The following is an 18,961-nucleotide window of genomic DNA, read 5'->3' as shown; positions in this document are numbered from 1 at the left end:
TACGTTGTCTCCTCGGTTATTTGATGGCACTGGTCGTGGCGAGGTAGTGCGGCGGTTCCCCGCCGCCGTGCACCTCGAGTGATGCTCCACTGATGTAGGACGCCACGTCGCTGGACAGGAACGCGGCCGCCCAGCCGACGTCGGCCGGGGTGGCGAGTCGCCCCAGCGGGACGTTGGCCGAGATCGCGGCGATCGACTCGGCGTCGCCGTAGAAGAGTTCGGACTGCTCCGTCTCGACCATGCCGACGACGAGCGAGTTGACCCGCACCTTGGGCGCCCACTCCACGGCCAGCGTGGTGGTGAGGCTTTCGACGCCCGCCTTGGCCGCGCCGTAGGCCGCGGTCCCCGGCGTCGGCCGGCGCCCGCTGACACTCGCGACGTTGACGATGCAGCCACCGTTCTCCTGGTTCTGCATGTGCTCGTTGGCGTGGTGCGACACCGACAGCGGCGCCAGCAGGTTCAGCTCGACGATCTTCGTGCTGAACCTGGCCGAGGCGTCGGCGGCGAGCACGTACGGCGAACCACCCGCGTTGTTGACCACCACGTCGAGCCGGCCGTGGCGCTCGACGATCGCGTCGACGAGTGCCTTGACCGAATCGTCGTCGCGGACGTCGCAGGGGATGAATTCGTAGGGCAGACCGTCGACGGCGCGGCGGGCGCACGTGACGACGGTCGCCCCCTGACCGGCGAATACGGCGCTGATGCCGGCACCGACCCCTCGAACGCCGCCGGTCACCAGAACCACGCGGCCGGCGAGTCGAAGATTGATTCCAGCCGGGTCGGTCACTGTGCTAGCGTACCAAGCAAGTGCTTGCTTAGGTAGCCACCCCAGGAGTTGGTATGACGATCACCACCAAGACCGTGGAGCCGGGCATCGTCTCGGTCACCGTCGACTACCCGCCCGTCAACGCCATCCCCTCGCGCGGATGGTTCGAGCTCGGCGACGCCGTCACCGCTGCCGGGCGTGACAGGAACACCCACGTGGTGATCCTCCGCGCCGAGGGGCGCGGCTTCAATGCCGGCGTCGACATCAAGGAGATGCAGAACACCGAGGGCTTCACCGCGCTCATCGACGCCAACCGCGGCTGCTTCCACGCCTTCCGCGCCGTGTACGAGTGCGAGGTGCCCGTCGTCACGGCGGTCAACGGGTTCTGCGTCGGCGGCGGCATCGGCCTGGTCGGCAACTCCGACGTGATCGTCGCCTCCGACGACGCGAAGTTCGGCCTTCCCGAGGTGGAACGCGGCGCACTCGGTGCGGCCACGCATCTTTCGCGACTGGTGCCCCAACACATGATGCGCCGGTTGTTCTTCACCGCCGCGACGGTCGACGCCGCCACGCTGCACCAGTTCGGCTCCGTGCACGAGGTGGTGCCCCGCGCCGACCTCGACGAGGCCGCCCTGCGCGTCGCCCGCGACATCGCCGTCAAGGACACCCGCGTGATCCGGGCCGCGAAGGAGGCCCTGAACCTGATCGACGTGCAGCGCGTCAACGCCAGTTACCGCATGGAACAGGGCTTTACGTTCGAACTGAACCTCGCCGGCGTGGCGGACGAACACCGGGACGCATTCGCGGGAACGTCGAAGGGGAAAGAGTGACCGACAAGAGAACCTCCTTGGACGAGGCCGTCTCCTCGATCGAGAGCGGCATGACCATCGGCATCGGCGGCTGGGGGTCACGGCGCAAGCCCATGGCGCTCGTCCGCGCGCTGTTGCGCACCGACGTCACCGACCTCACCGTCGTCACCTACGGCGGTCCAGACCTTGGCCTGCTGTGCTCGGCGGGCAAGGTCAAGCGCGTCTACTACGGCTTCGTGTCGCTGGACTCGCCCCCGTTCTACGACCCTTGGTTCGCCAAGGCTCGCACCACCGGCGCCATCGAAGCACGCGAGATGGACGAGGGCATGCTGCGCTGCGGATTACAGGCGGCCGCGCAACGACTTCCGTTCCTTCCCATCCGCGCCGGCCTGGGCAGCGACGTCCGCACCTTCTGGGGTGACGAGCTGAAGACCGTGCGCTCGCCCTATCCGACCGGAGACGCCTACGAAGAACTCGTCGCCATGCCCGCGCTGAATCTCGACGCCGCGCTGGTGCACCTCAACCTCGGGGACGCGCGCGGCAACGCGGCCTACACCGGCATCGACCCCTACTTCGACGACCTGTTCCTGATGTCGGCGACGAAGCGGTTGATGAGCGTCGAGCGCGTGGTCTCGACCGAGGAATTAGTCGCTTCCGTTCCGCCACAAGCACTTCTGGTCAACCGGATGATGGTCGACAGCGTGGTTGAAGCGCCCAACGGGGGACACTTCACCACCGCCGAACCGGACTACCGCCGCGACGAGAAGTTTCAGCGTCACTATGCCGAGGCCGCCGCGTCCGAGGAAACCTGGGCGGAGTTCGTCGAGGTGTACCTCTCGGGCAGCGAGGCCGACTACCAGGCCGCCGTCCGCAAGTTCGCCGAACAGCAGGAAGGTGCGCGATGACCGCCGAGACGACTGCCGTGACCCGTGCCGAGGTGTGCGCCGTCGCGTGCGCCGAATTGTTCCGGGACGCAGGCGAAATCATGGTCAGCCCAATGGCGAACATGGTATCCGTCGGTGCCCGCCTGGCGCGGCTGACGTTCTCCCCCGACATCCTGCTGACCGACGGCGAGGCCCGCATCCTGGCGGACACGCCCGCGATGGGGGCCACCGGCGCCATCGAGGGCTGGATGCCGTTCGGCCGCGTCTTCGAGACGCTCACCTGGGGCCGGCGTCACGTCGTGATGGGCGCCAATCAGATCGACCGCTACGGCAATCAGAACCTGTCGGCGTTCGGCCCGATCCAGCAGCCCAAACGCCAAATGTTCGGCGTGCGCGGGGCACCGGGCAACACCATCAACCACGCCACCAGCTACTGGGTCGGCGCGCACTCGCCGCGGGTGTTCTGCGACTCGGTCGACATCGTCTCCGGCATCGGCTGGGACAAGGTCGACGCCGACAATCCCGCCTACCGGTTCACGAACGTCTACCGCGTGGTGAGCAACCTCGGCGTCTTCGACTTCAACGGCCCCGACCATCGGATGCGCGCGCTGTCGCTGCATCCCGGGGTGGAGGCCGACCAGGTCGCCGAGAACACGTCGTTCGAGGTGCACGGGCTGGCCGAGGCCGAGGTGTCCCGCGTGCCGTCGGACGAGGAACTGCGTCTGATCCGCGAGGTGATCGACCCGAAGTCGTTGCGCGATCGCGAGATCCGGTCGTGAGCCACCTCAAGACGCCGCTCACCGAGCTGATCGGGATCGAACATCCCGTCGTGCAGACCGGCATGGGCTGGGTGGCCGGTGCCCGGCTGGTCGCGGCGACGTCGAACGCCGGCGGCCTCGGCATCCTCGCCTCCGCGACGATGACCCTCGAGGAGCTGGCCACCGCCGTGACGAAGGTCAAGGCCACCACGGACAAACCATTCGGCATCAACATGCGTGCCGACGCGGGCGACGCCGGTGAGCGCGTCGACCTCCTGATCCGCGAAGGAGTCAAAGTCGCCTCCTTCGCCTTAGCCCCCAAGCCCGATCTGATCGCCAAGCTCAAAGAGGCCGGCGTGGTGGTGATCCCGTCGGTCGGCGCCGCCAAGCACGCGAAGAAGGTCGCCGGCTGGGGCGCCGACGCGGTGATCGTGCAGGGCGGTGAGGGCGGTGGCCACACCGGTCCGGTCGCCACCACGCTGCTGCTGCCGTCGGTGCTCGACGCGGTGGACATCCCCGTCATCGCGGCGGGCGGGTTCTTCGACGGCCGTGGTTTGGCCGCCGCCCTGTCGTACGGCGCCGCGGGTGTGGCGATGGGCACGCGCTTCCTGTTGACGACGGACTCGACCGTGCCCGACGAGGTCAAGCGCCGCTACCTCGACTCGGCCTTCGACGCCACCGTCGTCTCCAAGCGCGTGGACGGCATGCCGCACCGGGTGCTGCGCACCGGGCTCGTCGAGAAGCTCGAAAGCGGTTCGCCGGTGCGTGGTTTCACCGCGGCGGTCCTGAACGCCCAGAAGTTCAAGAAGATGTCCGGCATGACGTGGCGCTCGATCGTCACCGACGGCCTCGCCATGCGCCGCGGCAAGGAACTGACGTGGTCGCAGATCGTGATGGCGGCCAACACGCCGATGCTGTTGAAGGCGGGACTCGTCGACGGCAACACCGACGCCGGCGTGCTGGCGTCGGGCCAGGTGGCCGGCATCCTCGGCGACCTGCCGTCATGCGCGGAGCTGGTGCCGGCGATCGTCGCCGACGCAATCAGGCACCTCGAGGCCGCCTCCGGCTACGTGGCGTAGCTTGCAGGGCGCGCTCAGGTACCGCGGGTAGCGTCACGACCGTCATGAGTGAAGACTCCCCATCGGACACCGGGCTGCGCCGTCAGCGGCTTGCGGAGCAGTACCGGCGACTGGCGGAGGCCCGTCGGTTACGGCCCGTCACCGCGATCGTCGCGCGCTACACCGAGATCGAGGGCGGCACGCTGGGCGCGATGGTGTCGGTGCAGCTGTTCACCACCGTCATCCCGCTGATGATCATGGGCTTCAGCTACATGCGGGGATTCGCGGACAACGCCAGCCCCGGCACGCTGATCATCCGCGAACTGGGGTTGGTGCACCCCGCGTCCGACCACGTGCGTTCGGCATTCGGGGACTCGGCGGCATTGCGCTCCAGCTGGACCTTCCTCGGTGTCGCGGGCTTCCTCGTCTGGGGCATCCCGATGGGCATCATGATCGCCGGCTTGTTCGCCAAGGCCTGGCGTCGCGAACAGTTCCCGTTGACGGGCAGGCTGTGGCGCGGCGTGCTGTGGTTCGCCCTGTACCTCGTGATGATCGGCTTCCGCGACCGCATCGCGTTCGGCGGCGACCACCACGCGGGGATGCGGGTCGTGCGCTTCCTGTTGTCACTGATCCCGGTGTGGGTCTTTTGGTCGGTGACTCCGGCCCTGCTGGTCAGGGACGGCGGGCGGGGACGCCAATACCTGATGCTCGCCGGCCTCGCGGGGGTGGTCATCGACGGCGTCGTGCTACCCCTCGGCTCGCGTTGGCTCTTCCCGCCGGTGCTCGCAGGCTGGGAGGAACTCGGCCCGATCGGTGTTGCGATGGCACTGCTTACGTGGTGCGGCGCGGTCGGCACGGGGTGGGTGGTGACGGCATGCGTCGGGGCGGTGCTGTGGGAGCGCAACGCGCCGTCACAGACGGTCGTCGAGTCGCAGACCGAGGACGACGCCGCTGCACGAGTGTGAATCTCACGACGCCAACCGCTGCTGACCGGTCACGGGATTCACAGTCGCGGAGAGGTCGAAGCCACGCTCGCGCAGCGCGCCCTCGACGCGGGCGACATAGGTGGGCCGACGGTAGCGGAGCAGGTCCCGGCTGACCCGGATGACGAGCCACCCCTGCTCCGCCAGCGCGAAGTGCCGGTCGATGTCGCGTTGGCGGACGGCCGGGTCCGTCCAGTGCTGCGCGCCGTCGTATTCGATCGCGACCTTCGCCTCGCCGTAGGCCATGTCGAGGCGCGCGATGAACTCACCGGCGTCACCGAAGACCCGCAGCTGCGTTCGCGGCGCTGGAAGTCCGGCGTCGACGAGCGCCAATCGCGCGACCGTCTCCTGCGGCGACTCGGCGCCGCCGTCCACCAATGCAAGGACGCTGCGCAGCCGCCGCAGGCCACGGACACCTGGATGGGCGGCGGCGACGGCGTCGACCTCGGTCACCGTCAGGCCGCTGACATTGGCGAGTGCGTCGAGTCGCTGGACCGCGCTCACCCGCGAGGCGGTGTGTCGGCCGACGTCGAATGCCGTTCGGGCAGCGGTGGTGACCCGCATCGATCCGAGCGCGAACGTCTCTCCGGCAGCCAGCCGTTCGGTTCGCACGACCAATTGCGAAGGTGCCTTTCGGTTGTCGTATATCAACTCAGCCGGTGCGCGGCCGTCCACCCACCTGACGCCGAGCAGTGCGGCGGCCGACTGACCCGCCACGACTCCGCGGCGCTTGGACCACAGCCACGCCGCCTCCGCCCGCTGTCGCGCCGACGGCTCGGCACCGCGGGGCACGAACACGCCGGGATAGAGCTGCTCGTAGTCCCGGCGCATCGCACGGTCGGCGACGACGGCGCTCGACCTGGCTTCGGCGCCGATGAATGGCCAGGGTGCTGCGGGCATGCCCGCATCATCGGGCCGGACACCGACGGCGACGACGGCCCGCGGCTGGTTGTCCACAGGCGCTGGCACCGCGAGTGGGAATCTGACGGCAAAAACGAGCTCAGAGCGCCGTGAGGTTCACAGTCGGGGAAGAGGGCAGGGCCTAGAGCCGCTCGATGATCGTCACGTTGGCGGTGCCGCCGCCCTCGCACATCGTCTGCAGACCGTAGCGACCTCCGGTGCGCTCCAACGTGTTCAGCATCGTCGCGAACAGCTTTGCCCCCGTCGCCCCCAGCGGATGGCCGAGCGCGATCGCACCGCCGCTCGGGTTGACCTTTGCGGGGTCGGCGCCGGTCTCCTGCAGCCACGCCATCACGACGGGCGCGAAGGCCTCGTTGATCTCGACGGTGTCGACGTCCTCGATCGTCAGCCCGGTCTTCTCCAGCGCATAGTGCGTCGCCGGGATCGGGCCGGTCAGCATGTACACCGGGTCGGCGCCGCGGGCGCTGACGTGGTGGATCCGGGCGCGCGGGGTCAACCCGTGGTCCTTGACGGCTTGCTCGGAGGCGATCAGCACCGCGCTGGCACCGTCGGAGATCTGGCTGGCCATCGCCGCGGTCAACCGGCCGCCGTCGACGAGCGTCTTGAGCCCGGCCATCTTCTCCAGCGACGTCTCGCGCGGTCCCTCGTCGGTGACGAATCCGTCCACCGGGATGATCTCGTTCTCGAAGTAGCCCGCGCGGATGGCCTCCTGCGCGCGCTGGTGGCTGGTCAGCGCAAACTGCTCCATGGCCTCACGCGACAGATTCCACTTCTCGGCGATCATCTCCGAGCCGCGGAACTGCGAGATCTCCTGGTCACCGTAGCGGTGCAGCCAACTCTTCGACTCGTTGGTCGGGGAGGTGAAGCCGAACTGCTCGCCGACGATCATCGCCGACGAGATTGGGATCTGGCTCATGTTCTGCATGCCGCCCGCGACGATCAGATCGGCGGTACCGGACATGATGGCCTGCGCGCCAAAGGAAATCGCTTGCTGGCTGGAGCCGCACTGCCGGTCGACGGTGACGCCGGGCACTTCCTCGGGGAAGCCCGCGGCCAACCACGACAACCGGGCGATGTTGCCGGCCTGCCCGCCGATCGCGTCGACGCATCCGGCGATGACGTCGGTGACGGCTCCCGGGTCGACGTCGTTGCGGTCGAAGAGGCCACGCCATGCGGCGGCGCCGAGATCGACCGGGTGGACACCGGAGAGACCTCCGTTGCGCTTGCCGACCGCGGTTCGCACGGCGTCGACGATGTATGCCTCACCCATTGGTCAATCTCCTTCGTTGGTGATGCCGCCGAGCACGATGGCGAGGTATTGCCTGCCCACCTGCTCGGCGGTGAGGGGTCCGCCCGGTTGGTACCACCGGACGGACACCCAGGTCGTGTCGCGGATGAACCGGTACACCAGGTCGACGTCGAGGTCGGCACTGAAGCAGCCCTCGGCGACGCCCTGCTTGAGCACGTTCACCCACATGGTTCGCTGTTCGCGGTTGCGCTCGTCGACGAAGCCGAACTGCGGGAGAGCCGACAGCCGCTTGGCCTCGTCCTGATAGATGACGACCTGGGCGTGCCGGTGCTCGATGGCCTCGAACGACGCCATGAAGAGCCCCTCGACGCGCTTCAGCGGATCGGTCTCGCTCTCGACGATCTCCTGGTAGCGGCCGAAGAGCCAGTCGAGGAAATCCCGGAGGACCTCCTCGACCATCTGCTCCTTGGACTTGAAGTGGTGGTAGAGGCTGCCGGAGAGGATTCCGGCGGAATCCGCGATGTCGCGCACGGTGGTGGCCCGCAGTCCACGGTCGGCGAACATGGCCGCGGCGAGCTCCAGAAGCTCGTCGCGGCGCGTCGGAATCGCCCTGTCCACCCGTTCAGAGTATCAACCAAGCGCTTGCTTGGCTAGCGGGCGCTTCATGCGCGCTGACTCGACACCGAGACCACTTCGCCGGTCAGATAGCTGGAGTAGTCGCTGGCCAGGAACGCCATGGTAGCCGCCACTTCCCACGGCTCGGCCGCCCGGCCGAAGGCCTCGTCGGACGACAGCTGGTCGAGAAGCTCCGAACTGCTGGTCTTCTCGAGGAACTTGTGTCTGGCGATGCTGGGTGACACGGCGTTGACGCGGACGCCGTACTCAGCGGCTTCGATTGCGCTGCAACGGGTCAGCGCCATCACGCCGGCCTTCGCCGCGGCATAGTGCGACTGCGAGTGCTGCGCGCGCCAGCCGAGCACGCTCGCGTTGTTGACGATGACACCGCCGTGCTCGACGTCGCGAAAGTAGCGCAGCGCCGCGCGGGTCGCACGCATGACGGAGGTCAGCGTCACGTTGAGCACGCGGTCCCACTCGTCGTCGGTCATGTCGACGACGGGGGTCTGGCCGCCGAGGCCCGCGTTGTTGACCAGCACGTCGAGCCGGCCCATCTTGGCCACCGTGTCGGTGATCAGGGCGTCGACCGCCGGAGTCGACGTCACGTCACAGACCACCGCGTCGACCCGACCCAAGCCGAGTTCGGCCAATTGGTCCCGGGTCTCACCGAGGCGACGTTCGTGAAAGTCCGACACGACGACGTCGGCGCCCTCGGCGAGTGCCCGCCTGGCCGCCGCGGACCCGATCCCCGTGCCGGCCGCGGCGGTCACGAGGACCACCTTGCCAGTCAACAGGCCGTGGCCGTCGATCTCCTTGGGCGCAATGGAAAGATCCACTATCCCCTTGCCTCTCGGGGTAGGCCGAGGACTCGCTCGGCGATGATGTTGCGCTGGATTTCGTTGGACCCGCCGTAGATGGTGTCCGACCGCGAGAAGAGGAACAGTCGCTGCCACTCGTCGAATTCGCCGTCGTCGAGCACCAGTCCGGCCGTGCCCTGGACGTCCATGGCGATCTCGCCGAGCTCGCGATGCCAGTTGGCCCACAACAACTTCGACACGGAATCCTGCCCGGGACGCTCGACGTCCATCGTCGCCATCGCGTAGGAGCGCATGGCCTTCAGACCCACCCAGGAGCGTGTCAGCTTCTCCCGGATGACCGGGTCGTCGACCGCGCCGCTCTTCTTGGCCAGTTCGACGATGCCGGACAGCTCACGGGCGTAACGGATCTGCTGGCCGAGTGTCGACACACCGCGTTCGAAGGTGAGCGTGCCCATCGCGACGCGCCACCCGTCCCCAGGCTCGCCGACCACCAGGGAGGCGTCGGTGCGGACGTCGTCGAAGAAGACCTCGTTGAACTCCGAGTCGCCGGTGAGCTGAATGATGGGGCGAATCTCGACGCCGGGTTGGTCGAGCGGGATGAGCAGGTAGGACAGTCCCGCGTGCCGCTTGGAGCCCTTCTCGCTGCGGGCGATGACGAAGCACCACTGCGCCCAGTGGGCCAGCGACGTCCACACCTTCTGCCCGTTGACCACCCACTGATCGCCGTCGAGTTCGGCGGTGGTCGCCACGTTGGCCAGATCGCTGCCCGCGCCCGGCTCCGAGTAGCCCTGACTCCACAGCTCGGTGACGTCGAGGATCTTGGGCAGGAAGCGCTTCTGCTGTTCGGGAGTGCCGTACGCGATGAGCGTCGGCCCCACCAACTCCTCGCCGAGGTGGTTGACCTTGTCGGGGGCGTTGGCCAGCGCGTACTCCTCGTAGAACGCGACGCGGTGCGCGACGGTCAACCCTCGCCCGCCGTGCTCTTCGGGCCACCCGAGGCACGTCAGCCCGGCCGCGGCCAGGTGCTGGTTCCACGCGCGCCGCTCGTCGAACGCCTCGTGTTCTCGACCCGGCCCGCCGAGGCCCTTCAGCGCGGCGAATTCGCCGACGAGATTGTCGGCGAGCCACTGGCGGACCTCGGCCCGGAACTCCTGGACCTCTATCACCCCTGTAGGCTAACCTACCAAGCACTTGCTTTGTTAGAGGGAGCGTCAATGACGAGCGACCCGAGGACCATCCCGGGGGTGCTGGACCACGTCAGCGTCGAGTTCGCCGACCACGACGCCTTGGTCACCGACGATCGGACGTTCACCTACGCCGAGCTCGGGGCAGAGGTCAAGCGCGTCGCGGCCGCCATCGTCGACCTCGGCGTCGACGCCGGGGACCGGGTGGCAATCTGGTCCCCCAACACGTGGCACTGGGTGGTCGCGTGCCTGGCGACGCAGTACGCCGGCGCCGTCGTCGTCCCCCTCAACACGCGCTACACCGCCAGCGAGGCCACCGACATCCTGGCCCGTACCGCCGCGCCACTGCTGATCGGCATGGGCCGGTTCCTCGGCAACGACCGGACCTCCGAACTCGACCGGACGGCACTGCCCGCGCTGCGGCACGTCGTGCGGGTGCCAGTCGACGAAGACGACGGCACGTGGGACGAATTCTTTTCGCGGGGAACCGATCTCGACGCCGCGGACGCCCGCGCCGCAGCCGTCCGACCAGACGACGTCTCCGACATCCTCTTCACCTCCGGCACCACCGGACGCAGCAAGGGCGTCCTCAGCGCGCACCGCCAGTCCCTCGACGCGCCCGCCGCTTGGGCCGCCTGCGGCCAGCTCACCAGCGCGGACCGCTACCTCTGCATCAATCCGTTCTTTCACAACTTCGGCTTCAAGGCCGGCATCCTCGCGTGCCTGCAAACCGGGGCGGCGTTGATCCCACAGCTGACGTTCGACCCCGAGAAGGCGATGCGGGCGGTGCAGGACCAACGGATCACCGTGCTTCCCGGTCCGCCCACCATCTACCAGACGCTGCTCGACCATCCCCGACGTGGCGACTACGACCTGACGTCGCTGCGATTCGCCGTCACCGGTGCCGCCGTCGTCCCCGTCGTGCTGATCGAGCGCATGCAGGACGAACTGGACATCGACATCGTGCTGACGGCGTACGGCCTCACGGAGGCAACCGGTTTCGGCACGATGTGCCGCGCCGAGGACGACGCCGTGACCGTCGCGACGACGTGTGGCCGACCGATCGCGGGCTTCGAGCTGCGGATAGCCGACGGGTCAGGCGAAGTGCTGCTGCGTGGACCCAACGTCATGCTCGGCTACCTCGACGACCCCGAGGCCACCGCCGCCGCCGTCGACGCCGACGGCTGGCTGCACACCGGGGACGTCGGAATACTGGACGCGGCAGGCAATCTCAGCATCACCGACCGCCTGAAGGACATGTACATCTGCGGCGGCTTCAACGTCTACCCCGCCGAGATCGAACAGGTCCTCGCCCGGCTGGACGGAGTCGCCGACAGCGCCGTGATCGGGGTGCCCGACGAGCGCCTCGGCGAGGTCGGCAAGGCATTCGTCGTCGTCAAGGCCGACCACCACCTCGACGAGGAGACCGTGATCGCGCACGCCCGCCAACGTCTGGCGAACTTCAAGACCCCGCGCTCGGTGGTGTTCGTCGACGTCCTGCCACGCAACCCTGGAGGAAAAGTGGTCAAACCCCTGCTGCGAGAGATTCGTTGATGGATCTGACGTTCGACGACGAGACCGAGGAATTCCGCGCCGAGGTTCGCGACTTCCTCGCCGCCAACACCGAGCACTTCCCCGTCGTGTCCTACGACCTCGCCGAGGGCTTCGAGCAGCATCGTCACTGGGACAAGGTGCTGTTCGACGCGGGTCTGTCGGTGATCGTGTGGCCGAAGGAGTACGGCGGCCGGGACGCGACGCTGCTGCAGTGGATCGTCTACGAGGAGGAGTACTTCCGCGCGGGCGCACCGGGCCGGGCCAGCGCAAACGGTACCTCGATGCTGGGGCCAACGCTGTTCGCGCACGGCACCTCCGAACAGCGCAACCGCATCCTGCCCAAGATGGCCAGCGGCGAGGAGATCTGGGCCCAGGCCTGGTCGGAGCCGGAGTCGGGTAGCGACCTCGCCTCGCTGCGGTCGACTGCGACGCAGACCGACGGTGGCTGGAAGCTCAACGGCCAGAAGATCTGGAGCTCGCGAGCGCCGTTCGGCGACAAGGCCTTCGGACTGTTCCGCTCGGACCCGTCGGCCCAGCGCCACAAGGGCCTGACCTACGTCATGTTCGACCTGCGCGCCGAGGGCGTCACCGTCCGGCCCATCGCGCAACTGGGCGGGGCCACCGGCTTCGGTGAGATCTTCCTCGACGACGTGTTCGTCCCCGACGACGACGTCATCGGCACCGTGGGTGCGGGCTGGACCGCGGCGATGAGCACGTCGAGCAACGAGCGCGGTATGTCCCTGCGCAGTCCCGCGCGCTTCCTCGCACCGGCCGAACGCCTGGTGCAGGCCTGGCGATCCGAGCGCGACCCCGCCTTCGCCGACCGTGTCGCCGACGCCTGGATCAAGGCGCAGGCATACCGCCTGCACACGTTCGGCACCGTCACCCGGTTGGCCGCCGGCGGTGAACTTGGCGCAGAGTCCTCGGTGACCAAGGTGTTCTGGTCCGACCTCGACGTCGCCCTGCACCAGAGCGCCCTCGACCTGCGAGGCGCCGACGCCGAGCTGGTGGACGGCTGGACCGAGGGCCTGCTGTTCGCATTGGGTGGCCCAATCTACGCGGGCACCAACGAAATTCAACGCAACATCATCGCCGAGCGGCTACTGGGCCTGCCTCGGGAGCCGAAATGAGGCTTCGCCGTGCACTTTGAGTTGGACGCTTCGCAGCGTGACTTCGCCGCCAGCATCGACGGCGCACTGGCTGCTGCCGACGTGCCGAGCGCCATCCGCGCCTGGTCGGCGGGCGACACCGGACCGGGTCGCAAGGTGTGGTCGACGCTGGCCGATCTCGGCGTCACCGCGCTGATGGTGCCCGAGGAGTTCGACGGCATCGGGGCCCACCCGGTTGACCTCGTGGTGGCCGCGGAACGCCTGGGCCGCTGGGGCGTACCCGGTCCGGTCGCCGAGTCGACGGCCGTCGCACCGATCCTGTTGGCCGGTGACGAGCGGCTCTCGGCGCTGGCCGCCGGCGAACTGATTGCGACCGTCGCCATGCCGCCGCTCGTACCCCGCGCCGTCGACGCCGACGTCGCGGGACTGGTATTGCTGGCCGTCGACGGCCAGGTGTGGGACGCCGAGGCGGGATCGCGGCACGACTCGGTGGACCCGTCGCGTCACCTCGCCGACGTCACCTCCACCGGCGAGGCGCGCACCGCAGACACCGCGAGGGCCTTCGAGTTCGGCGCGCTGACCACCGCCGCCCAGCTGATCGGCGCCGGCCAGGCGATGCTGGACGGCTCGGTCGAATATGCCAAGCAGCGCAGCCAATTCGGCCGGGTGATCGGCTCCTACCAGGCGATCAAACACGCCCTCGCCGACGTGCACATCGCCGTCGAGCTGGCCCGTCCGCTGGTCTACGGTGCTGCGCTGTCGCTCGCCGACGACTCGCCGGACACCGCACGCGACGTCAGCGCCGCCAAGGCGGCGGCCTCGGACGCGGCGCTGCTGGCGGCCCGTACGGCGCTACAAACCCACGGCGCCATCGGATACACCCAAGAGCACGACCTCTCCCTGTTGATCCTGCGGGTTCAGGCGCTGCACTCGGCCTGGGGCGACCCGACCTGGCACCGACGTCGCGTCCTGGAGGCGCTGGCCGGAAGCGCGTCATGAGCGAAGAACGAGAGATGTTGCGCGACACCGTCGCAGCCATCGTCGCGAAGCACGCCACGTCCGAAGCGGTGCGTCGCGCAATGGACTCCGAGCGCGGCTACGACGACGCACTGTGGACGCTGCTGTGCGAACAGGTTGGTGCAGCGGCGCTGGTGGTCCCCGAGGAGCTGGGTGGGGCGGGTGGTGAGCTCGCCGACGCCGCGGTCGTCGTCGAAGCGCTTGCAAGCGCGCTGGTTCCGACACCCCTGCTGGGCACCACCCTGGCGGAGCTGGCCCTGCTGGCGGCCGACGAACCCGACGTCGACGCGCTCGAGGCGTTGGCGGCGGGCACCTCGATCGGCACGGTGGTCTTCGATCGTGGTTACGTCCTCAACGGCGACGTCGCCGACGTGGTGCTGGCGTGCGTAGACGGCCGGCTGGAGAGGTGGACGAGCTTCACCGCACACCCCGCCGTCACGATGGACCCCACCCGCAGGCTCGCCCGCGTCGACGCAGGCGACACGGTGACGATCGGCTCCGATCCCGGCCTCGCCGACGTCGCGGCAATCCTGATGGCAGCCGAACAGATCGGCGCCGCCGCACGGTGCCTCGACCTGACCGTCGCCTACACCAAGGAGCGGGTCCAGTTCGGCCGACCCATCGGCAGCTTCCAGGCGCTCAAGCACCGGATGGCCGACCTCTACGTCCTGGTCCAGACCGCGCGTGCCCTGGTCGACGACGCCGTGGCGGACCCGTCGCCGACGGCCGCGGCGCTGGCGCGGGTCGCCGCGAGCGAGGCGTTCACCACCGTCGCGGGCGAGGCCATCCAGATGCACGGCGGAGTCGGCATCACCTGGGAGTACGACGTCCAGCTGTACTTCAAGCGGGCCCACGGCAGCGCGCAGTTGCTCGGACCCCCGAGGGACTTCCTGCGCCGGCTCGAATCCGAGGTGCTCTAGCCTGGCTGGGGTGAGCCACCGAGTCGCGCAGCGGGCGGGCATCCCGCCGTTCTACGTCATGGACGTCTGGCTGGCCGCCGCGGAACGCCAACGGTCCCACGGCGACCTGGTCAACCTGTCCGCGGGACAGCCGAGTGCACAGGCGCCCGCCCCGGTCCGCGCGGCGGCGGCCGACGCGCTGGCCAACCACAATCTGGGATACACCGTCGCCCTTGGCATTCCGGAGCTCCGCGAGGCCATCGCGGAGTCCTACCCGCGGCGCTACGGCATCATCGTCGACCCTCGCGACGTCGTCGTCACCACCGGGTCCACCAACGGCTTCCTGCTGGCCTTCCTGGCCTCCTTCGACGTCGGCGATCGCGTCGCCGTCGCCAGTCCGGGGTATCCCTGTTACCGAAACATCCTGTCCGCCTTGGGATGTGAGGTCGTCGAGATTCCGTGCGGGCCGGAGACCAGGTTCCAGCCGACGGTCGAGACGTTGGCGGCCGTCAGCCCGCCCGTCACGGGGCTCGTCCTCGCGAGCCCGGCCAACCCGACCGGCACCGTCATTCCACCGGAGGATCTGGCGGCCATCGCGACGTGGTGTGAGACGTCGGGGGTCCAACTGGTCAGCGACGAGCTCTACCACGGCCTCGTCTACCCGGGCGCGCCCGCGACGAGCTGCGCCTGGGAGACCTCGCGCGAGGCCATCGTGGTGAACAGCTTCTCGAAGTACTTCGCGATGACGGGCTGGCGCCTCGGCTGGCTGCTGGTACCGCCCGCCCTCCATCGCGCGGTGGACCGTCTGACCGGCAACTTCTCGATCTGTCCGCCGACGCTGCCCCAGCTCGCAGGGGTCGCCGCGTTCACGCCCGAGTCGATCGCCGAGGCCGACGCGCTCGTCGACGACTATGCGGTCAACCGGGAGATCCTGCTGCGCGGACTACCCGAGATCGGGCTGCCCCGGCTGGCCCCCGCCGATGGCGCGTTCTACGTCTACGCCGACATCTCCGACTACTCGACGGACTCCCTGGACTTCTGCGCCCGCCTGCTCGCCGACACGGGGGTGGCGATTGCCCCCGGCGTGGACTTCGACACCGTCCACGGCGGCGGCTATGTCCGGCTGTCCTTCGCGGGCGCCACGGCCGAGGTCTCCGAGGCGCTGGCTCGAATGGGTACCTGGCTGGCCGGTCAGCGCGCCGACCAGCCGCCGTCCATCGTGTAGGACGCCCCGGTCACCATGCCCGCGTGGGACGACGCGAGCCAGCCCACCAGCGACCCGACCTCCTCGGGTTCGACGAGGCGCTTGATCGCACTCTCGGTCAGCAACACCTCGTCGAGCACCTCGTCTTCGGAGATGCCGTGGGAGCGGGCCTGATCGGCGATCTGCTTGGCCACCAACGGCGTCCGCACGTAGCCGGGGTTGACGCAGTTGCTGGTGACGCCGCGGGACCCGCCTTCCAGCGCGGTCACCTTCGACAGCCCCTCGAGGGCGTGCTTGGCGGTGACGTAGGCGACCTTGAATTCCGAGGCGCGCAGGCCGTGCACCGACGAGACGTTGACGATGCGGCCGAAGCCCTGGGCGTACATGTGCGGCAGCGCGGCCCGGATCAGCAGGAACGGCGCCTCGACCATCAGCACCTGCATGGCGCGGAAGCGCGCCGGGTCGAACTCGGGGATCGGCGCGACGGTCTGAATGCCGGCGTTGTTCACCAAGACGTCGGTCTCGAGGTGCAGCGACTCCAGTGCCGACACGTCGAGAAGGTCGACGGCCCAGGCGGTTCCACCTATTTCGGCGGCCAGCGACTGCGCCGCGTCGGCATCCACGTCGGCGATCGTGACGGTGGCTCCCAGCTCGGCGAGCGCCCTCGCGCACGCCGCCCCGATCCCGCTCGCCCCACCCGTCACCAACGCCGAACGCCCGTCGAGGTCCGGCATCAGACGGCGGCCCTGCGCCGCTCCGCGACGAGCTCGTCGGCGTCGGCGACGTCGAGCGTCTCGAGGTCGAGGCCGTTGGTCTCCCTGGTGTAGAGCACCGCGACGAACGTGACGGCGCACGCCGCCGCCAGGTAGATCGCGATCGGCACCGAGGAGTCGTAGATCTCGAGCAGCTTGACGGCGATCAGAGGTGCCAGCGAGCCCGCCACGATGGACGTCACCTGATAACCAAGGGAGACACCGGAATACCGCATCCGGGTGGGGAACATCTCGGCCATGATGGCCGGCTGCGGGGAGTACATGAAGGCATGGAAGACCAAGCCGATCGTCACCGCGGCGGTCACGACGACGTAGTTGCCGCTGTTCATCATGGGAAAGGCGAAGAACCCCCAGGAGGCGCCGAGGACCGCACCCACCATGTAGACGGGCTTGCGGCCGAGCCGGTCCGACAGGTGCCCGACCAACGGCACGACGACGAAGTGCACCGCGTGCGCGACGAGCAAGTACCAGAGGATCGAACTGGTGTCGGCGCCCACCTGAACCTTCAGATAGGTGATGGAGAACGTGACCACCAGGTAGTACATGATGTTCTCGCCGAAGCGCAGACCCATCGCGGTGAAGACGCCGCGGGGATAGCGCTTGAGCACCTCGACGACGCTGTACGACGACGCCTTGATCCGCTCGGCTTCCCGTTGCGCCTCGACGAAGATCGGCGCGTCGGTGACCTTGGTGCGGATGTAGTAGCCGATCAGCACGACCACGGCGGACAGCCAGAACGCCACGCGCCAGCCCCAGGACAGGAACGCCGCGTCGGACAGCGTGCCGGTCAGCACCAGGAGCACGATCGTGGCCAGCAGGTTGCCCATGGGAACGCCGGCCTGCGGCCAACTGGCCCAGAAACCCCGCTGGCGGTCCGGGCTGTGTTCGGCCACGAGGAGGATGGCCCCGCCCCACTCGCCGCCGACCGCGAAGCCCTGGATGAACCGCAGGGCCACCAACAGTCCCGGTGCCCAGTAGCCGATCTGCCCGAACGTCGGCAGGCAGCCCATCAGGAACGTCGCGGCGCCGACGAGGATCAGGCTGAACTGGAGGAGCTTCTTGCGGCCGAACTTGTCGCCGTAGTGGCCGAACACCACGCCGCCCACGGGTCGCGCGATGAAGCCGACGGCATACGTGGCGAAGGCCAGGAAGATCGCATTGAGGTCGCTGGTGGCCTCCGAGAAGAAGATCTTGTTGAACACCAGGGTGGCGGCCGTGCCGTAGAGGAAGAACTCGTACCACTCGACCACCGTGCCTGCCATCGAGGCTGCGACGACGCGGCGCAAACCGGTCGGCGTCGACGTGCTCATCTGACTCTCCGTTCCGCCGGTGCATGTGACGCACCACACATTCCATCTGAGTATTCCTGCACCCCACTTCTCCGGCAATGCCCAACGACGCAGGAGTGCTCTGCAAAAATGCAGACGTGACCGATCCGAAACGGCTGAGCGCCGATGACCTGCTGGTCCTGCTCGCCGTCGGCCGCTCGGGCCGCTTCGTCTCGGCCGCCGAAGAACTCGGCCTCAACCACACCACCGTCTCGCGCCGCATCGCGGCTCTGGAGCGGTCGGTCGGCGGTCGGCTGCTCGCTCGCAACTCGGCGGGCTGGGAGCTCACCGAACTCGGCCGGGAGGCACTGACGGCCGCCGAAGCGGTCGAGTCCGCCGTGCGCTCGCTGGCCGGGCCCGCGGGGACGCGGACGCTCGAAGGCGTCGTCCGCATGTCGGCCACCGACGGGTTCAGCGCCTACATCGCCGCGCCCGCGGCGGCCCGCGTCCAGCAGCGGCACCCGAAGGTATCCGTTGAAATCGTCACCGCCACCCGACGGGTCACCCAGCAGCGCGCGGGTCTCGACGTCGAAGTCGTGGTCGGCGAACCCCAGGTGCACCGCGCCGAAGTCACCCGGCTCGGCGACTACCGTCTGGGCCTCTACGGGTCGCGGCGGTACCTCGGCGAGCACGGTGCGCCCGCGTCCACCGTCGACCTCGCCGGCCATCCACTGGTGTACTTCATCGACTCCATGCTGCAGGTCGACGACCTCGACCTGGCTCGCACGTTCGCCCCCGCCATGCGGGAATCGGTCACCTCGACCAACGTCTTCGTCCACGTCGAGGCGACCCGTGCGTCGGCCGGGCTCGGGTTGTTGCCCTGTTTCATGGCCGACCGGCACGACGATCTGGTGCGCGTGCTCCGCGACGACGTCGCGCTGCTGCTGAGCTACTGGCTGGTGGCCCGCGCCGAGACCCTGCGCCGCCCGGAGGTGCGCGCCCTGGTCGAGGCCATTGGCGCCCAGATGGACGACCAGCGCGAGGCGCTCCTCGGCGGCGCCGTGTGACCGGCCGTCCGTGGGTATCCCCACG

General features: G+C 68.7%; 19 protein-coding genes. 11 read left to right on the top strand and 8 right to left on the bottom strand.

What is annotated here, in order from left to right:
• Window positions 1-16: 16 nt before the first annotated feature.
• A complete protein-coding gene (locus H7J06_RS22910) occupies window positions 17-787 on the bottom strand; it encodes an SDR family oxidoreductase (protein WP_264041541.1) in 771 nt (256 codons plus the stop codon).
• A 53-nt stretch (window positions 788-840) separates the two neighbouring features.
• On the opposite strand from H7J06_RS22910, the gene echA20 reads away from it, so the two are divergent.
• Genes echA20 through H7J06_RS22885 form a run of 5 tightly spaced genes read left to right on the top strand, consistent with a single transcriptional unit; the run spans window position 841 to window position 5,240 of the window.
• Entirely contained in the window at window positions 841-1,596 is a 756-nt protein-coding gene (gene echA20, locus H7J06_RS22905) for a (7aS)-7a-methyl-1,5-dioxo-2,3,5,6,7,7a-hexahydro-1H-indene-carboxyl-CoA hydrolase (RefSeq protein WP_264041539.1), read from the top strand.
• Complete coding sequence (gene ipdA, locus H7J06_RS22900; RefSeq protein WP_264041537.1) at window positions 1,593-2,480, top strand: cholesterol ring-cleaving hydrolase subunit IpdA; 888 nt, start codon at window positions 1,593-1,595, stop codon at window positions 2,478-2,480. The genes echA20 and ipdA overlap by 4 nt, the downstream gene beginning before the upstream one ends.
• Window positions 2,477-3,238 carry a cholesterol ring-cleaving hydrolase subunit IpdB gene (gene ipdB, locus H7J06_RS22895; protein ID WP_264041535.1) on the top strand — a complete coding sequence of 254 codons (762 nt, stop codon included), beginning with the start codon at window positions 2,477-2,479 and terminating at the stop codon, window positions 3,236-3,238. The genes ipdA and ipdB overlap by 4 nt, the downstream gene beginning before the upstream one ends.
• The gene (ipdC, locus tag H7J06_RS22890) at window positions 3,235-4,296 is read left to right on the top strand and encodes a (3aS,4S,5R,7aS)-5-hydroxy-7a-methyl-1-oxo-octahydro-1H-indene-4-carboxyl-CoA dehydrogenase (protein ID WP_264041533.1); all 1,062 of its coding nucleotides are present in this window, start codon (window positions 3,235-3,237) and stop codon (window positions 4,294-4,296) included. Before ipdB ends, ipdC begins: the two co-directional genes overlap by 4 nt.
• A 44-nt stretch (window positions 4,297-4,340) precedes the next feature.
• Entirely contained in the window at window positions 4,341-5,240 is a 900-nt protein-coding gene (locus H7J06_RS22885; RefSeq protein ID WP_264041532.1) for a hypothetical protein, read from the top strand.
• 3 nt (window positions 5,241-5,243) lie between these two features.
• Here the strand turns inward: H7J06_RS22885 and H7J06_RS22880 are convergent, their stop codons facing one another.
• From H7J06_RS22880 to ipdE1, 5 genes are all read right to left on the bottom strand, one after another.
• A complete protein-coding gene (locus tag H7J06_RS22880; protein ID WP_264041530.1) occupies window positions 5,244-6,158 on the bottom strand; it encodes a DUF559 domain-containing protein in 915 nt (304 codons plus the stop codon).
• Between the two features lie 142 nt (window positions 6,159-6,300).
• The gene (fadA6, locus tag H7J06_RS22875; RefSeq protein WP_264041528.1) at window positions 6,301-7,449 is read right to left on the bottom strand and encodes a steroid 3-ketoacyl-CoA thiolase FadA6; all 1,149 of its coding nucleotides are present in this window, start codon (window positions 7,447-7,449) and stop codon (window positions 6,301-6,303) included.
• 3 nt (window positions 7,450-7,452) lie between these two features.
• On the bottom strand, window positions 7,453-8,046 hold the full coding sequence (locus H7J06_RS22870; protein WP_264041526.1) for a TetR/AcrR family transcriptional regulator: 594 nt from the start codon (window positions 8,044-8,046) through the stop codon (window positions 7,453-7,455).
• Window positions 8,047-8,090: 44 nt separating this feature from the next.
• A complete protein-coding gene (gene ipdF / locus H7J06_RS22865) occupies window positions 8,091-8,879 on the bottom strand; it encodes a (5R,7aS)-5-hydroxy-7a-methyl-1-oxo-2,3,5,6,7,7a-hexahydro-1H-indene-carboxyl-CoA reductase (RefSeq protein ID WP_264041524.1) in 789 nt (262 codons plus the stop codon).
• Window positions 8,879-10,027: an acyl-CoA dehydrogenase IpdE1 gene (gene ipdE1 / locus H7J06_RS22860; RefSeq protein ID WP_264041522.1), complete on the bottom strand. Its 1,149-nt coding sequence runs from the start codon at window positions 10,025-10,027 to the stop codon at window positions 8,879-8,881. The genes ipdF and ipdE1 overlap by 1 nt, the downstream gene beginning before the upstream one ends.
• A gap of 48 nt (window positions 10,028-10,075) precedes the next feature.
• Here ipdE1 and fadD3 point away from each other — a divergent pair, with 48 nt between their 5' ends.
• From fadD3 to H7J06_RS22835, 5 genes are read left to right on the top strand one after another with little or no spacing between them, the layout of a single operon-like run.
• Complete coding sequence (fadD3, locus tag H7J06_RS22855) at window positions 10,076-11,599, top strand: 3-((3aS,4S,7aS)-7a-methyl-1,5-dioxo-octahydro-1H-inden-4-yl)propanoate--CoA ligase FadD3 (RefSeq protein ID WP_264041520.1); 1,524 nt, start codon at window positions 10,076-10,078, stop codon at window positions 11,597-11,599.
• Window positions 11,599-12,729: an acyl-CoA dehydrogenase family protein gene (locus tag H7J06_RS22850; protein WP_264041518.1), complete on the top strand. Its 1,131-nt coding sequence runs from the start codon at window positions 11,599-11,601 to the stop codon at window positions 12,727-12,729. Before fadD3 ends, H7J06_RS22850 begins: the two co-directional genes overlap by 1 nt.
• Before the next feature lie 9 nt (window positions 12,730-12,738).
• Entirely contained in the window at window positions 12,739-13,707 is a 969-nt protein-coding gene (locus H7J06_RS22845; protein WP_264041516.1) for an acyl-CoA dehydrogenase family protein, read from the top strand.
• Complete coding sequence (gene ipdE2, locus H7J06_RS22840; RefSeq protein ID WP_264041513.1) at window positions 13,704-14,645, top strand: acyl-CoA dehydrogenase IpdE2; 942 nt, start codon at window positions 13,704-13,706, stop codon at window positions 14,643-14,645. The genes H7J06_RS22845 and ipdE2 overlap by 4 nt, the downstream gene beginning before the upstream one ends.
• Window positions 14,646-14,703: 58 nt before the next feature.
• Entirely contained in the window at window positions 14,704-15,849 is a 1,146-nt protein-coding gene (locus H7J06_RS22835; protein ID WP_275079792.1) for a pyridoxal phosphate-dependent aminotransferase, read from the top strand.
• Here H7J06_RS22835 and H7J06_RS22830 read toward each other — a convergent pair.
• Entirely contained in the window at window positions 15,816-16,562 is a 747-nt protein-coding gene (locus H7J06_RS22830) for a 3-hydroxybutyrate dehydrogenase (protein ID WP_264041510.1), read from the bottom strand. The two genes, H7J06_RS22835 and H7J06_RS22830, sit on opposite strands and share 34 nt — an antisense overlap.
• Window positions 16,562-17,911 carry an MFS transporter gene (locus H7J06_RS22825; protein ID WP_264041509.1) on the bottom strand — a complete coding sequence of 450 codons (1,350 nt, stop codon included), beginning with the start codon at window positions 17,909-17,911 and terminating at the stop codon, window positions 16,562-16,564. The genes H7J06_RS22830 and H7J06_RS22825 overlap by 1 nt, the downstream gene beginning before the upstream one ends.
• A gap of 77 nt (window positions 17,912-17,988) precedes the next feature.
• On the opposite strand from H7J06_RS22825, the gene H7J06_RS22820 reads away from it, so the two are divergent.
• On the top strand, window positions 17,989-18,936 hold the full coding sequence (locus H7J06_RS22820; RefSeq protein WP_264041507.1) for a LysR family transcriptional regulator: 948 nt from the start codon (window positions 17,989-17,991) through the stop codon (window positions 18,934-18,936).
• Window positions 18,937-18,961 lie beyond the last annotated feature (25 nt).

This window comes from Mycolicibacterium hodleri (assembly GCF_025822245.1).
Classification (GTDB): Bacteria; Actinomycetota; Actinomycetes; order Mycobacteriales; family Mycobacteriaceae; genus Mycobacterium; species Mycobacterium hodleri.
The sequence above is the reverse complement of the archived record's forward strand: the minus strand, read 5'-3'. Positions and strand labels throughout refer to the sequence as shown.